The organism is Pseudomonas sp. GW821-FHT01D09, assembly GCF_059422465.1.
The window spans coordinates 466,043-479,404 of record NZ_JBWKWY010000001.1; the positions used below are offsets into that span (position 1 = coordinate 466,043).

15 protein-coding genes are annotated in these 13,362 nt (G+C 60.9%); 9 read left to right on the forward strand and 6 right to left on the reverse strand.

Translation table 11 applies throughout. The features are described from left to right. Positions 1-145 precede the first annotated feature (145 nt). From AC07W7_RS02195 to nudC, 4 genes are all read left to right on the forward strand, one after another. A complete protein-coding gene (locus AC07W7_RS02195; protein ID WP_076961032.1) occupies positions 146-847 on the forward strand; it encodes a response regulator in 702 nt (233 codons plus the stop codon). Between the two features lie 4 nt (positions 848-851). Beyond that, positions 852-2,147 carry an ATP-binding protein gene (locus tag AC07W7_RS02200; protein WP_076961031.1) on the forward strand — a complete coding sequence of 432 codons (1,296 nt, stop codon included), beginning with the start codon at positions 852-854 and terminating at the stop codon, positions 2,145-2,147. Positions 2,148-2,281: 134 nt separating this feature from the next. Continuing rightward, positions 2,282-3,094, forward strand: coding sequence for a crotonase/enoyl-CoA hydratase family protein (locus AC07W7_RS02205; RefSeq protein ID WP_076961030.1), 813 nt, complete (start codon positions 2,282-2,284; stop codon positions 3,092-3,094). Positions 3,095-3,100: 6 nt separating this feature from the next. Then, positions 3,101-3,934 (forward strand): NAD(+) diphosphatase, encoded by an 834-nt coding sequence (gene nudC / locus AC07W7_RS02210; protein ID WP_076961029.1) that lies wholly within the window; start codon positions 3,101-3,103, stop codon positions 3,932-3,934. Here the strand turns inward: nudC and AC07W7_RS02215 are convergent. Further along, positions 3,902-4,681 (reverse strand): TSUP family transporter, encoded by a 780-nt coding sequence (locus AC07W7_RS02215; protein ID WP_076961028.1) that lies wholly within the window; start codon positions 4,679-4,681, stop codon positions 3,902-3,904. The genes nudC and AC07W7_RS02215 overlap by 33 nt on opposite strands. A 275-nt stretch (positions 4,682-4,956) precedes the next feature. Here AC07W7_RS02215 and sfnG point away from each other — a divergent pair, with 275 nt between their 5' ends. Beyond that, on the forward strand, positions 4,957-6,069 hold the full coding sequence (gene sfnG, locus AC07W7_RS02220) for a dimethylsulfone monooxygenase SfnG (protein ID WP_495038549.1): 1,113 nt from the start codon (positions 4,957-4,959) through the stop codon (positions 6,067-6,069). On the opposite strand, the gene AC07W7_RS02225 is transcribed toward sfnG, so the two are convergent. Beyond that, positions 6,058-7,149, reverse strand: coding sequence for a peptidase C39 family protein (locus AC07W7_RS02225; protein WP_495038550.1), 1,092 nt, complete (start codon positions 7,147-7,149; stop codon positions 6,058-6,060). The two genes, sfnG and AC07W7_RS02225, sit on opposite strands and share 12 nt — an antisense overlap. Positions 7,150-7,241: 92 nt before the next feature. Here AC07W7_RS02225 and AC07W7_RS02230 point away from each other — a divergent pair, with 92 nt between their 5' ends. Together AC07W7_RS02230 and AC07W7_RS02235 are read left to right on the forward strand one after the other, a co-directional pair. Beyond that, entirely contained in the window at positions 7,242-8,828 is a 1,587-nt protein-coding gene (locus AC07W7_RS02230) for a RimK family ATP-grasp domain-containing protein (protein WP_076961025.1), read from the forward strand. Continuing rightward, entirely contained in the window at positions 8,822-9,763 is a 942-nt protein-coding gene (locus AC07W7_RS02235; protein WP_495038619.1) for a magnesium transporter CorA family protein, read from the forward strand. Before AC07W7_RS02230 ends, AC07W7_RS02235 begins: the two co-directional genes overlap by 7 nt. Before the next feature lies 1 nt (position 9,764). On the opposite strand, the gene map is transcribed toward AC07W7_RS02235, so the two are convergent. Together map and AC07W7_RS02245 are read right to left on the reverse strand one after the other, a co-directional pair. After that, complete coding sequence (map, locus tag AC07W7_RS02240) at positions 9,765-10,520, reverse strand: type I methionyl aminopeptidase (protein ID WP_169864027.1); 756 nt, start codon at positions 10,518-10,520, stop codon at positions 9,765-9,767. After that, entirely contained in the window at positions 10,517-10,720 is a 204-nt protein-coding gene (locus AC07W7_RS02245; RefSeq protein WP_076961023.1) for a ParD-like family protein, read from the reverse strand. Before AC07W7_RS02245 ends, map begins: the two co-directional genes overlap by 4 nt. Before the next feature lie 254 nt (positions 10,721-10,974). Between AC07W7_RS02245 and ilvA the strand changes: the two genes are divergently transcribed. Beyond that, the gene (gene ilvA / locus AC07W7_RS02250; RefSeq protein ID WP_169864025.1) at positions 10,975-11,982 is read left to right on the forward strand and encodes a threonine ammonia-lyase, biosynthetic; all 1,008 of its coding nucleotides are present in this window, start codon (positions 10,975-10,977) and stop codon (positions 11,980-11,982) included. Positions 11,983-11,991: 9 nt separating this feature from the next. On the opposite strand, the gene eco is transcribed toward ilvA, so the two are convergent. Then, positions 11,992-12,474, reverse strand: coding sequence for a serine protease inhibitor ecotin (eco, locus tag AC07W7_RS02255; protein WP_099169798.1), 483 nt, complete (start codon positions 12,472-12,474; stop codon positions 11,992-11,994). Between the two features lie 266 nt (positions 12,475-12,740). Here eco and AC07W7_RS02260 point away from each other — a divergent pair, with 266 nt between their 5' ends. Continuing rightward, positions 12,741-13,001: a DUF1652 domain-containing protein gene (locus AC07W7_RS02260; protein ID WP_076961020.1), complete on the forward strand. Its 261-nt coding sequence runs from the start codon at positions 12,741-12,743 to the stop codon at positions 12,999-13,001. A gap of 103 nt (positions 13,002-13,104) precedes the next feature. Here the strand turns inward: AC07W7_RS02260 and AC07W7_RS02265 are convergent, their stop codons facing one another. After that, positions 13,105-13,353 carry a hypothetical protein gene (locus AC07W7_RS02265; RefSeq protein ID WP_130898181.1) on the reverse strand — a complete coding sequence of 83 codons (249 nt, stop codon included), beginning with the start codon at positions 13,351-13,353 and terminating at the stop codon, positions 13,105-13,107. Positions 13,354-13,362 lie beyond the last annotated feature (9 nt).

Genomic DNA, 13,362 nt, shown 5'->3' on the forward strand with positions numbered 1-13,362 from the left:
GTGAAGCTGTGTAGGTGGTGTGTGAAGAAATGTAAGGTGCGAGCGCGCTCGATCACCCGTGCGTATATCCTTCACGGCTGTGGATCCTAACAAGCTCCTTTGATCAATGACGATCTAATGTGAAACTGTATTAATTGGAAGCACCATGCCCAACATCCTCCTGGTCGAAGACGACGCCGCGCTCTCCGAGCTGATTGCCAGTTACCTTGAACGCAATGGCTATCACGTCAACGTGCTCTGCCGTGGCGACCATGTGCGCGAGCGGGCCAGGCTCAACCCGCCGGACCTGGTGATCCTCGACCTGATGCTACCGGGCCTGGATGGCCTGCAAGTGTGCCGCCTGCTGCGCGCCGACTCGGCCGGCCTGCCAATCCTGATGCTCACCGCCCGCGATGACAGCCACGACCAGGTATTGGGCCTGGAAATGGGTGCCGATGACTACGTGACCAAGCCCTGCGAGCCACGGGTGTTGCTGGCCCGGGTGCGCACCTTGTTGCGCCGCAGCAGCCTCAGCGAGCCACAGGCGGCCAATGACCAGATCCTGATGGGCAACCTGTGCATCGACCTGTCGGAACGTTCCGTAACCTGGCGCGACCAGGCGGTGGAGCTGTCCAGCGGCGAATACAACCTGTTGGTGGTGCTGGCGCGGCATGCTGGCGAAGTGCTTAGCCGCGACCAGATCCTGCAACGCTTAAGGGGCATCGAGTTCAACGGCACCGACCGCTCGGTGGACGTAGCCATTTCCAAGCTGCGGCGCAAGTTCGACGACCATGCCGGCGAGGCGCGCAAGATCAAGACGGTATGGGGCAAGGGCTACCTGTTCAGCCGTTCCGAGTGGGAATGCTGACAGCATGTTCAGGGTCCTGATCCGTCTCTACCTGTTGACCATCGTGACGTACAGCGCGGCGATCTACCTGATCCCCATGGGCATCATCGAGGTCTTCCATCATCGCTACATGAACTACACCATCGAACAGTCCCGGGGCTTGCAGAGCCTGATCGTGCGCCAGTACCACAGCCGGCCGGTGGAGCGCTGGTCGGAGGTCACCGCCCAGTTGGCCCGGGATTTTGCGCCGCTGAAAGTGCAATTGCTGCATCGCCAGGATGCCCGCTACACACCGGCCGAAGAGCAGTTGCTGGAGCAGGGCAAGCCGGTGATCCGCCTGGGGGAGTGGGGCTGGATGGAAGAAATCAGCTCGCCGCTCAACGGGCAACTGGCGGTCAAGCTGACCATCCCCCCCGACCCGCTGGACATGAACCTGCTGTACTGGACCATGAACGTGCTGATTGGCGCGGCGTTGCTGGGGGGGCTGTTGCTGTGGCTGCGCCCGCACTGGCGCGACCTTGAACGCCTCAAGGCCACCGCCGCGCAACTGGGCCGTGGCCATCTGGAAGAACGCACGCACATCCCCCCCAGCTCCAACATCGGCAGCCTGGCGGCGGTGTTCGACACCATGGCCAATGACATCGAGCACCTGCTCAACCAGCAGCGTGACCTGCTCAACGCCGTGTCCCACGAACTGCGTACCCCGCTGACCCGCCTGGACTTCGGCCTGGCCCTGGCGTTGTCCGAAGACCAGCCGGCGGCCAGCCGCGAACGCCTGCAAGGCCTGGTGGCGCATATCCGCGAACTGGATGAACTGGTGCTGGAGTTGCTGTCCTACAGCCGCCTGCAAAACCCGGCGCAACTGCCCGAGCAGGTGGAGGTGGTGCTCGATGAGTTTATCGACAGCATCCTGGGCAGCATCGACGACGAGCTGGAGAACCCCGAGATCGTGATTGATGTGGTGCTGGACTGCGCCGTGGAGCGTTTTACCCTCGACCCACGCCTAACCGCCCGCGCCCTGCAAAACCTGCTGCGCAATGCCATGCGCTATTGCGAACGACGTATCCAGATCGGCGTCAAGGTTTGCGCCAAGGGCTGCGAGATCTGGGTGGATGACGACGGCATTGGCATCCCCGAGGAACAGCGCGCGCGGATCTTCGAGCCGTTCTACCGCCTGGACCGCAGCCGCGACCGCGCCACCGGCGGCTTCGGCCTGGGCCTGGCGATCAGCCGCCGGGCCGTCGAAGCACAGGGCGGCACACTCACCGCCCAGGCCTCGCCCTTGGGTGGCGCACGCCTGCGCCTGTGGCTGCCCACCTAACTGTCTGTCTAGAGCTCCCACATTGATGGGGGTTTTTATGCAGTCCTGCTTTTGGCACATGCGCAGCCTTACCGCCCTTGACGCACCCTTGCTATAGTTCGGGCCTTATCAGCCGCCAGTCAAGGATCACTGCCATGTCCGAATACCAAGCCTTTGTCGTCGAGCTCCACGGCAACGTCGCCCATGTGCAGATCAATCGCCCGGAAAAAATCAACGCCATGAACGCGGCGTTCTGGAGCGAAATCGTCGAGATCTTCCAATGGATCGACGATACCGACGCCGTGCGCGCCGTGGTATTGAGTGGTGCCGGCAAGCATTTTTCCTCGGGCATCGACCTGATGATGCTGGCCTCGGTGGCCAATGAGTTCGGCAAGGACGTGGGGCGCAATGCGCGCTTGCTGCGGCGCAAGATCCTACAGTTGCAAGCCTCGTTCAACGCCGTGGATAACTGCCGCAAGCCGGTGCTGGCGGCGATCCAGGGCTACTGCATCGGCGGCGCCATCGACCTGATCAGCGCCTGCGACATGCGCTACGCCGCTGACGACGCGCAATTCTCGATCAAGGAAATCGACATCGGCATGGCCGCCGACGTCGGCACCCTGCAACGCCTGCCGCGCATCATCGGCGACGGCATGCTGCGCGAACTGGCCTACACCGGCCGTACCTTCGGCGCCGAAGAAGCGCGCAGCATCGGCCTGGTCAACCGGATCTTTGCCGACCATGAAAGCCTGCTGGCCGGGGTGCTGGAGCTGGCTGCGCAAATTGCCGCCAAATCGCCGATTGCCGTAACCGGCACCAAGGCCATGATCAGCTACATGCGTGACCACAGCATCAACGACGGCCTGGAATACGTTGCCACCTGGAACGCGGCTATGTTGCAATCCAACGACCTGCGCGTGGCCATTGCGGCCCATATGAGCAAGCAGAAACCCGAATTCGTGGATTGACTGAACATGACCCCAGGCTGGATCACTACAACGCTACTGGACAACGAGGCCCCGGGCGGCTGGGCTGTGGCCCGGAGTCGCGAAGGCTTTTTACGCGACGACAACGGGCCGCTGTTTCCCAGGGCCTGGCTCAAGCGCCAGGACCTGTCGGTGATGGCCGAACACGGCATTGGCCATCTGGATGGCGAGCCGGTGTACCTGCTGGAGCTCAACAGCCCTGGCGAGGTGCCCGGTTGCCGCTGGCAAGGCCTGCGCGCCTTTATGCTGCAAGACGATCACCGCCTGTACAACGTCCTGGGTTATGCCGCGCAAATCGGCACCTGGGCCCGCGAGCACCGTTTTTGTGGCAGTTGCGGCCAGGCGATGGTGCAGGTGCCGCGCGAGCGCGCGATGTTCTGCAAGGCCTGCGACCTGCGCAGTTACCCGCGCATTTCGCCGAGCATGATTGTGCTGATCACCCGTGGTGATGAGATTCTGCTGGCGCGTTCGCCGCGTTTTGTCAGCGGGGTCTACAGCACCCTGGCCGGGTTTGCCGAGCCTGGGGAGTCTGCCGAAGACTGCCTGATCCGCGAAGTGCGCGAGGAAGTGCAGGTCAAGGTGCAGAACATCCAGTACGTGGGCAGCCAGTGCTGGCCGTTCCCCCATTCCATGATGCTGGGCTTTCACGCCGAGTACGCCGGGGGCGAGATCGTGCCCCAGGCCGATGAGATTGAAGATGCGCAGTGGTTCAACATCCACCAGTTGCCGCCGCTGCCGGCCTCGCGCTCGATTGCCCGCTACCTTATCGACCTGTATGTGGCGCGCCGTCTAGGCCACGCTGAACCAGTGCTGCCAGGCTAGGCGCACCGTCAGGCCGAGGACCACGGTGATAAACACCGGGCGAATGAACTTGGCGCCGCCGCTGATGGCACTGCGGGCGCCAAAGAATGCGCCCACCATCACCGACAGGCCCATGCTCAGGCCGACAATCCAGTCCACCGAACCGTTGAAGATAAACACCGACAGCGCCGCCGCGTTGCTGACGAAGTTCATGCTGCGTGCCACGCCGCTGGCCTTGACCAGGTCCACGGGGTACATCAACAGGGTGCTGACGGTCCAGAACGCGCCGGTGCCGGGACCGGCCACGCCATCGTAGAAGCCCAGGCCGAAGCCCTGGGTCGATTGCCATTTCTTCTTGATCGGCGCATCGGCATCCAGCGGCGCCTTGGGCGTGCCGCCAAACAACAGGTAGATCCCGCAGGCGAAGACGATCACCGGCAGCATCTTGTTCAGCCACTCGGCGGGCAGGTAATGGGCAACGATGGCCCCCAATAGCGCGCCGACCAGGGTGCCGACGATGGCGTGCATCCACTGGCGCGGATGGAACAGCTTGCGCCGGTAGAAGGTAAAGCTGGCGGTGGCCGAGCCGAAGGTCGAACTCAATTTATTGGTGCCCAGCACCAGATGGGGCGGCATACCGGCGGTGAGCAAGGCTGGTGTGGTGAGCAAGCCACCGCCGCCGGCAATGGCATCGATAAAACCGGCAATAAAGGCCACCACGGCGAGGATGGCCAGGGTGGTGAGGTCAACGCTGAGTTCAAAAGGCATGGAGGCGACTTATTTTCGGCGAGGCGCAGAAAGGGGCTGCGCGAAAGTCCGATAGCTTACCGATAACCGCTTGCCAGGGCGACTGTTGCAACACACCCTCACCAAGAGGAGCCAGGTGTTGTGCCAGCAACAGTGATCCAACAAACCACCCGCCAGGGCAACATTGCCGCGCCCGGGCCCGGAGCGGTCGAACGCCCCAGCCACGGGGCTTTGCCCGCGCTGGCATGCTTACTGCTCCACACCCTGCACATCCCCTGTGTGCGAGGTACCGAGCCATGACTCAGCAAGCCGTGAAATTTGCCTATTGGGTGCCCAATGTCAGTGGTGGCCTGGTGGTCAGCAAGGTCGAGCAACGCACCGACTGGGGCATCGACTACAACCGCAAACTGGCCCAACTGGCCGAGGCGGCGGGGTTTGAGTACGCCTTGACGCAAATCCGCTTCACCGCCGGCTACGGCGCCGAATACCAGCATGAATCCGTGGCCTTCAGCCATGCATTGCTGGCCGCTACCCGCACGCTCAAGGTGATCGCCGCGATCCTGCCGGGCCCCTGGCAGCCGGCGTTGGCGGCCAAGCAACTGGCGACCATCGATCAACTGACCCATGGCCGGGTCGCGGTGAATATCGTCAGTGGCTGGTTCAAGGGCGAGTTCCAGGCCATCGGCGAACATTGGTTGGAGCACGACGAGCGCTACCGGCGCTCCGAGGAATTCATCCGCGCCTTGAAGGGCATCTGGACCCAGGATGACTTCACCTTCAAGGGCGATTTCTACCGCTTCAACAATTACACCCTCAAGCCCAAGCCCCTGGGGCAACCGCACCCGGAGATTTTCCAGGGTGGCAGCTCCCGGGCGGCACGGGATATGGCGGCGCGGGTGTCGGATTGGTATTTCACCAATGGCAACACGCCAGAAGGGATCAAGGCCCAGGTCGATGATATCCGCGCCAAGGCCGCAGCCAATAACCATTCGGTCAAGATCGGGGTCAACGCGTTTGTGATCGCCCGCGACACTGAGGAAGAGGCCCAGGCGGTGTTGGCCGAGATCATCGACAAGGCCGACCCGCAAGCGGTCAATGCCTTTGGCGATGCCGCCAGGCAGGCGGGCCAGGCCTCGCCGGAAGGCGAGGGCAACTGGGCCAAGTCCAGCTTCGCTGACCTGGTGCAGTACAACGACGGCTTCAAGACCAACCTGATCGGCACACCCCGGCAGATTGCCGAGCGCATCGTCGCACTCAAGGCGGTGGGGGTGGACCTGGTGCTGGCGGGCTTCCTGCACTTTCAGGAAGAGGTGGCGTATTTTGGCCAGCGCGTGCTGCCCCTGGTGCGCGAACTGGAGGCCAAGGCCGCCGCGACCGGCAGCGCCAGGGCGACGGCGTTACCCGTATAGCACCACCGCCGCACGCAGTTGGTTATTGCCAAAGCGGCACATCCGCGCGAATTCCCCGTGGCTGACCGGCAAATGCTGGCAGTCCATGGGCTGGCGATGCTGGCTATGGTCCACATCGGGATCATGCAGGTAGACAAACTCCTGATCGCAGTCGGTCACGATCACCCAGTGCGGTGACTTGGAGCGCGTCAGCCGGTAGCTGCTGATCAGCACCAGCGGCTGACCGCCTTCGCCCAGGACCTGCGCCAGGTCCAACGCACCGCCGAACACCTGCTGCACCTCGCTGTTGGCCAACTCTTGCTCGAACCCCTCATGCACCAGGCGCATGACCTCTTTTTTATGCAGGTTACGCACCCCATCGAGAAACAGCGGCCCGCGCACGTTGACCTGCATGCGCACGCGAAACCCCCGACGCCAGGCGGCCAGGGCCAACCCCTGGGGGCTGCAGCCGCCGTGGCCGGCGGTCATGAACACGGTGGTTGCTTCGCGCCAGATCTGCAGTTCTTCGCGGCGCAGGGCCTCACGCCCCGGCACCAGGGCGCCCATGGCCATCAGCAGGCACGCGGCGCCGCAGGTGAAATCGGTGGTCTGCGGGTAGTAGGGCACGCTCAAGGCCCGGGCGTCAGCGTGCTGGAGGATGCGTTTCTCCAGGCGCAGGGCGTCGGTATGGTCGGCGTAATAGTCGTTGATCAGGGCAAAGCGCCGGTAGCCACTGCGCTCATACAGGGCGATGGCGCCAGGGTTGTCGGTGCGCACCTCAAGGCGCAGGTAGGCACAGTCGTGTTCCACGGCACAGGCTTCGATGCGCGCCAGCAGTTGCTTGCCCAGGCCCATGCCCCGGGCAGGCGTGGCAATGGCGATGGAGTACAGGCGCGCCAGCGAGGTGCCGCGATGGAACAATACCAGGGCATAACCGAGCAAGTGGCCGGTGTCTTCGGCCACCAGCAACTGCCCATGGGCACGGCTGATCATCCACTGGAAACTGCGGGTGGACAGACGCTCGGTGGTGAAACAGTGCTGTTCCAGTGCCACCAGCGCCGGCACGTCATCAAGGGTTGCAATGCGAAAACAAAGAGTCATATAACCGCCGTAAAAGTTGCGTAACTAAACGAGACTTCCGTGAAAGATCGTGCTTAATAGAAAAGGTCAAGTTCTCTAGCGGATCAATCAATATGTCAGCGGTACAAAGTCATTGGCGAGAAGTATCCGAGCAAAGCGTCGCGGCGACAATCACTTCCAGCGGATATTTTTCCACACAGCCCAAGAGTCCAAGCCAAGTCGTGATTATTGTTGAGCGCAAGGAAGACTGGGCCTCGTACTTCCCCAGCGAAGATATAGTCACCGCCCAGGAATACCTCGAACACTCCCGGGAGAACGAGGCAGGCAAACGGGTGCAGGTGATCAACCTGTGCCGCAGCTATAAGTACCTGGGGCATGGCTACTACTGCTCGCTGCTGGCCGAAGCGCGGGGGCACAAGGTGATTCCGTCGGTGCGTACCATCAGCGAATTGACGAAAAAATCCCTGTACGGCCTGGCCCTGGATGACCTGGATAAAACCCTCGATAAAGCATTGAGTCATCATCTTTACAGCAATACCGAAGGGTTTACCCTGACACTTTATTTTGGCCGGACCAATATTGAACCGCTGCAAGATTTAGCCCGGCAGTTATTTGAAGCCTTCCCATCCCCCATCCTGTTAGTTGAGTTCCGCAAGCATAACGGCTGGCATATCGAAGGCATCAAGTCCGGGGTCTTACATAAGTTGCGTGATGATCAGGAAGATCAATTCGCCCATGCCCTGGACAACTTCAGCCGCCGGATCTGGCGCCAACCGCGCTCCAAGCGCCTGGCCCGTTATGACCTGGCCATCCTGCATGATCCCCAGGAGCAGTTGCCGCCGTCCAATGCCAAGGCCCTGGATAATTTCGTGCGGGTGGGCAAGGGCTTGGGCATCGATGTCGAGCTGATCGAGCGCAAGGACTACGCACGGCTGGCCGAATACGACGCGTTGTTGATCCGCGAAACCACCAGTGTCGACAACCACACCTATCGTTTCGCCAAGAAAGCCGAGAGTGAAGGGCTGGTGGTGATGGACGACCCGGCGTCGATCCTGCGCTGTACCAATAAGGTCTACCTTACGGACCTGCTCAACAGTCATCAGTTGGGCATGCCCGCCACCGAGATTCTGTACAAGGAACGACCGCAAGATTTCGAGCGGGTGGGGGAGCGATTGGGCTTCCCCCTGGTGCTGAAAATCCCCGACGGCTGTTTCTCCCGGGGGGTGATCAAGGTAGAAAGCCAGGAGGCGCTGCTGACCGCCACGGCCGAGCTGTTCGAGCACTCGGTGTTGCTACTGGCCCAGGAGTTTTTCTATACCGAGTACGACTGGCGCATTGGCGTACTCAACCGCAAGCCGATCTTTGCCTGCCAATATTTCATGTCCAAGGGCCATTGGCAGATCTACAACCATAAGGCTATCGGCCAGGATATCAACGGCGAGTGCCGGACCCTGGCGGTGCACGAGGCGCCCAAGGCCGTGGTGGAGCTGGCGGTCAAGACCGCCAACCTGATCGGCGATGGCTTGTACGGTGTGGACTTGAAGCAGTCCGGCGACAAGGTGGTGGTGATCGAGGTCAACGACAACCCGAACATGGATGCCGGGATCGAAGATGCCTACTTGCAGGACGACCTGTATTCCCTGGTGCTGGAAGAGTTCGTGCGCCGCCTGGAGCTCAAGCGCCAGGGCCAAGGCTGGTGATCGGCTTTGAACTGCGCGAAGGCGCGCTGCGCCGCAGCGAGCGCGAAAATGCCGAGATCCTGCTGTTCAACAACCCCGACAGCCATGAGCGTGAATTACTGCGCGAGCGCTACAAGGTCGATGAGCACGCGCTGGCGTCGGCCCTGGACCCGGACGAGGTGTCGCGTATCGAGTTCCATCCAGACAACCTGTTTTTGATCTGGAAGCGCCCGCAAAACTACTCCGGGGGCAGCAACCTGGTGTTTGAAGTGTCGTCCTGTGGCTTGCTGTTTTCCCCGGACCGCCTGTTGGTGATTGCCACCGACGACAGCCAACTGTCCGGCCTGGGCGAGCGGCGGCCGTTGCATACACCGCTGGACGTGTTGCTGGACCTGCTGCTGAACAACCTTCACCACTACCTGGGCCACCTCAAGGTGATCAAGCTGGTCGCCCGGGAGTTGCAGCAGCAATTCAACGCCTCCATGAGCAACCGCCACCTGATGCAAATGTTCAGCCTCAGCGAGAGCCTGATCTATTACATCAACGCGCTGCACAGCAACGGCGCGGTCTTGACGCGCTTGCGCAACCACGCCGAGAAGGAGCATTTCAGCCCAGAGACCCTGGGCTTGATCGATGACCTGATCATCGAGAACCACCAGTGCTACAAGCAGGCGGAGATCTATTCCAACGTGTTCTCGGGGCTGATCGACGCCCGGGGCAACCTGATGAACAACAGCATGAACAACCTGTTGCGCAAGCTGACGCTGATCAACGTGGTGTTCCTGCCGCTGAACCTGATCGCCAGCATTGGCGGCATGTCCGAGTTCAGCATGATGACGGCGGGTACACCGTGGTGGGTGGCGTACCCGCTGTTTCTGCTGGCGATGGCGTTGGGCGCCGCAGGGATGGTGTTGGGGCTCAGGCGGGTTGCCAGGGGCGGCGGGAAAGCGGGGTAACCTAGGCTCCCGCCTGTAGCGTCAGCACTTCAAACCCCTCAGCGGTCACGGCCACCGTATGTTCCCACTGGGCTGACAGGCTGTTGTCGCGGGTCACCACGGTCCAGCCGTCCTTGAGGCTGCGCACCTTGGCGCTGCCCTGGTTGAGCATTGGCTCGATGGTGAACACCATGCCTTCGCGCAGGGTCAAGCCGGTGCCCGGGCGACCGAAGTGCAGGATTTGCGGTTCTTCGTGCATTTGCCGGCCAATCCCGTGGCCGCAATACTCGCGCACCACGCTGTAGCCATTGGCCTGGGCGTGGCTTTGGATCGCATGGCCGATATCCCCCAGGCGTGCGCCGGGCTTGACCTGGCGGATACCGGCCCACATCGCCTCGAAGGTCTGCTCTACCAGACGCCGGGCCTTGGGCGCGACGGCGCCGATCATGTACATCTTGCTGGCGTCGGCAATAAACCCGCCTTTTTCCAGGGTGATGTCGATATTGAGGATATCGCCGTCCTTCAACACGTCCCGGGCACTTGGCATGCCGTGGCACACCACTTCGTTGAGGGAGGTGTTGCTGCTGAAGGGGTAGTCATACTGCCCAAGGCTGGCGGGGCGCGCTTGCAGGTCCTGGCGGATAAACGCCTCGATTGCCGCATCCAGCTCCAGGGTGGTCAGGCCAGCGCGGACCCGGTTGTCGAGCATGCTGAAGACCTGGCCCAGCAGGCGGCCGGCTTCGCGCATCACGGCGATCTGTGCAGGGGTCTTGATCATCGGCTGCGCCCCCGGATCAGGTCGGGTTTGTCGAGCAACAGCTTGTTGATCAGGTCGTTGTAGGCCAGGTGCGGATTGAGTTCGGCCAACAGGCCGATCTTGATCCAGAACTCCGCCTGGGCGTTGATCGAACGGTCCATGGCAGCGCTGGCCAGACGGATTTGTTCATGCAGTTGATCGGTGATCTTGACGATGCCCATGAGCTTCACTGTGTAGGGTTGATATACAAAGCGTATACGTTTCGTATATCGCTCGTAAACCCCCAGAGTTGACTTGCCACAGAGCGCCGGTTAGTTTTGCGGCATGACCTTGCAAACCTATCGTTCCCAGCCAAGCATTATTATTACCGCCATTCCTCATTTGGCGGGATAGCGTTCGGCTGTACCCAAACCCGCCCTAGAGGCGGGTTTTGTTTTTCCGTCTCCTGGGCTTTGTCAAACGCCAGGAGTCCCCCATGAGTAGCCCCTTGCTGCTTGAGCAATACGTAAAAAAAATCCTCGCCGCGCCGGTCTACGACCTGGCGATACGCACGCCCTTGCAGGCGGCCCCGGCGCTGTCGGCGCTGCTCGGCAATCAGGTCCTGCTCAAGCGCGAAGATTTGCAGCCGACGTTCTCCTTCAAGATCCGTGGCGCCTACAACAAGCTGGTGCAACTGACCGCAGCGCAAAAGGCCTGCGGGGTGATTACAGCTTCGGCGGGCAACCATGCCCAGGGCGTGGCCCTGGCGGCACGTGAGTTGGGGATCAGGGCGACGATCGTGATGCCCAGCACCACGCCCGAATTGAAAGTGCTGGGTGTGCGCTCGCGAGGTGCCGAGGCGGTGTTGCAGGGCGCGAGTTTCCCATTTGCCCTGGCCCATGCGTTGCAGTTGGCCGAGCAGTCGGGGGCCACCTTTGTCTCGCCTTTCGATGATCCCGATGTGATCGCCGGGCAGGGCACCGTCGCCATGGAAATCCTGCGCCAGCAACAAGGCGCGCTGGACGCGATCTTTGTCCCGGTCGGTGGCGGCGGGCTGATCGCCGGGATCGCCGCCTATATCAAATACCTGCGGCCAGCAGTACGGGTGATTGGCGTGGAGCCTGAAGGTTCCAGTTGCCTGCTGGCGGCCCTGGGTGCAGGCGAGCGGGTGATCTTGCCCAGTGTGGACAACTTCGCCGATGGCACCGCCGTGGCGCAGATCGGCGCCTATGGCTTTGAAATCTGCCGTCACCATGTCGATGAAGTCATCACCGTCAGCAACGATGAACTGTGCAGCGCGATCAAGCTGATCTACGACGACACCCGCGCCATCACTGAGCCCTCCGGCGCCCTGGCGGTGGCTGGTATCCGCCGCTATGTGAAACGCAGCGGGGCCCTGGGGCAGACGCTGGTGGCGATCAACTCCGGGGCCAATATCAATTTCGATAGTTTGCGCCATGTGGCCGAGCGGGTGGCGGCACAACAGCACAGCTTCCCCATTTGATCTATGGCGCTACTGCACGCTGGCCTTCTCGACGGTGGGCGAGGCCGACCAGATGCGGTAACGCACTTCGACATCTTTTGGAACATATATCACGATGGGCAATTTACTGTTGTAGCGCAGCAAAAAACCGTCACCGACCACCGGTACAAACGCCTTGCGGGTCTTGCCGTCGGGGCAGGCCATCAGGGTGCTCATGGGACCAATGACGTTCTCCATCCGGTAAAACGGGTAGCCCCACCCTTCGAGATTCTTTTCTTCCAGCACCCCGCCCAGGCGTTGCTGGTTACAGTCCACAGACAGGGTTTTGCCGGCCAGGATCTCGACCTGAAGGTCCTGTTCCCGGGGCTGTGCAGGCAAGTGGATAACCTGGCGCACGTGCCCGGCATCGGCCTTGGGGTAGGGCGCGATATCTTCAAGTTTGGCAGCGTTGGCCTGTGCGGCCAGCATGCTCATTGCCAGTACCGAAAGGAGAGTGAAGGGAGAAGCCGTCATGGGACGTCCTTATCTTGAGGTCAGTTGAACAGTGGTTGCCAACGATGCACGCCAACGCTCGGCAGTGCAAACCGGCAGCAACTTATATAAGAGTGGCGGTTGCTTATGAGGAAAGGATCCTACGCCGTTGGACACAAGGAGTAGGCTCAGCAGTTGAACGTACCTGCCAGGGTTGGCAAGGCGTGAAGTCAACCGTCGACGCGACGGTCAGACTATCGATAGCGATAATAATTCATTGGCGGTCTCAACAAAGGAGAGGTTTAGCCATGCTTTCGGAACTGGAGTTGCGCAGCATTATTGAAGGAGGTTTCCTGCCTCGACGTTGTGAATGCATCAAGGCCCAGGATGCGACGCTGACGATCAAAGTCTACGACGATGCTGAGGGTACGGGCATCACCGTCACCGGTATCCAGGCCGATAAGCTCGACAGCAGTCGAGCCATCTGCAACCTGATCACCGAGTTGCGTGAAGACCTCAAGCATGCCCATGCTCCGGCGCCACGTCGGGCGGGGGCGAGGCTTTACTGATCGGGGCAACTGGGGTATTGCGGATTGCCGGGCCTGGGTAAACGCCAGGCCCGGAAGTGTTTGTTTGCATGATTCCAGGCTGGTGTAGCATCTGAAGTACTTATCAATAACTATAAGTAAATTTATTGTTATAGTGATGCATGAGAAAGTTCTTATTAAACATCTTGAGCATCTTATTAAGGCGCTCTTCGTCTGCCTTGTCTCTCGCGTTGATTAAATCCCAATTCCTTTCTATATCGGGGCCGACATAGCCGTTAGCGGCGCTGTAATACAAATTAACTTGCTCGTTTTTTGTCAGGCCGCCATAGGGGTGTCCATCAAAAACTTTTGCCATGACCGTATTGCTGCTCATTTCAAGTCC

Coding starts and splice junctions, on each gene's coding strand:
- map (WP_169864027.1), bottom strand. CDS start 10,520: ATGATCAAGACCCCTGCACAGATCGCCGTGATGCGCGAAGCCGGCCGC.
- AC07W7_RS02230 (WP_076961025.1), top strand. CDS start 7,242: ATGTCAGCGGTACAAAGTCATTGGCGAGAAGTATCCGAGCAAAGCGTC.
- nudC (WP_076961029.1), top strand. CDS start 3,101: ATGACCCCAGGCTGGATCACTACAACGCTACTGGACAACGAGGCCCCG.
- AC07W7_RS02215 (WP_076961028.1), bottom strand. CDS start 4,681: ATGCCTTTTGAACTCAGCGTTGACCTCACCACCCTGGCCATCCTCGCC.
- sfnG (WP_495038549.1), top strand. CDS start 4,957: ATGACTCAGCAAGCCGTGAAATTTGCCTATTGGGTGCCCAATGTCAGT.
- AC07W7_RS02225 (WP_495038550.1), bottom strand. CDS start 7,149: ATGACTCTTTGTTTTCGCATTGCAACCCTTGATGACGTGCCGGCGCTG.
- AC07W7_RS02195 (WP_076961032.1), top strand. CDS start 146: ATGCCCAACATCCTCCTGGTCGAAGACGACGCCGCGCTCTCCGAGCTG.
- AC07W7_RS02260 (WP_076961020.1), top strand. CDS start 12,741: ATGCTTTCGGAACTGGAGTTGCGCAGCATTATTGAAGGAGGTTTCCTG.
- eco (WP_099169798.1), bottom strand. CDS start 12,474: ATGACGGCTTCTCCCTTCACTCTCCTTTCGGTACTGGCAATGAGCATG.
- ilvA (WP_169864025.1), top strand. CDS start 10,975: ATGAGTAGCCCCTTGCTGCTTGAGCAATACGTAAAAAAAATCCTCGCC.
- AC07W7_RS02200 (WP_076961031.1), top strand. CDS start 852: ATGTTCAGGGTCCTGATCCGTCTCTACCTGTTGACCATCGTGACGTAC.
- AC07W7_RS02265 (WP_130898181.1), bottom strand. CDS start 13,353: ATGAGCAGCAATACGGTCATGGCAAAAGTTTTTGATGGACACCCCTAT.
- AC07W7_RS02245 (WP_076961023.1), bottom strand. CDS start 10,720: ATGGGCATCGTCAAGATCACCGATCAACTGCATGAACAAATCCGTCTG.
- AC07W7_RS02205 (WP_076961030.1), top strand. CDS start 2,282: ATGTCCGAATACCAAGCCTTTGTCGTCGAGCTCCACGGCAACGTCGCC.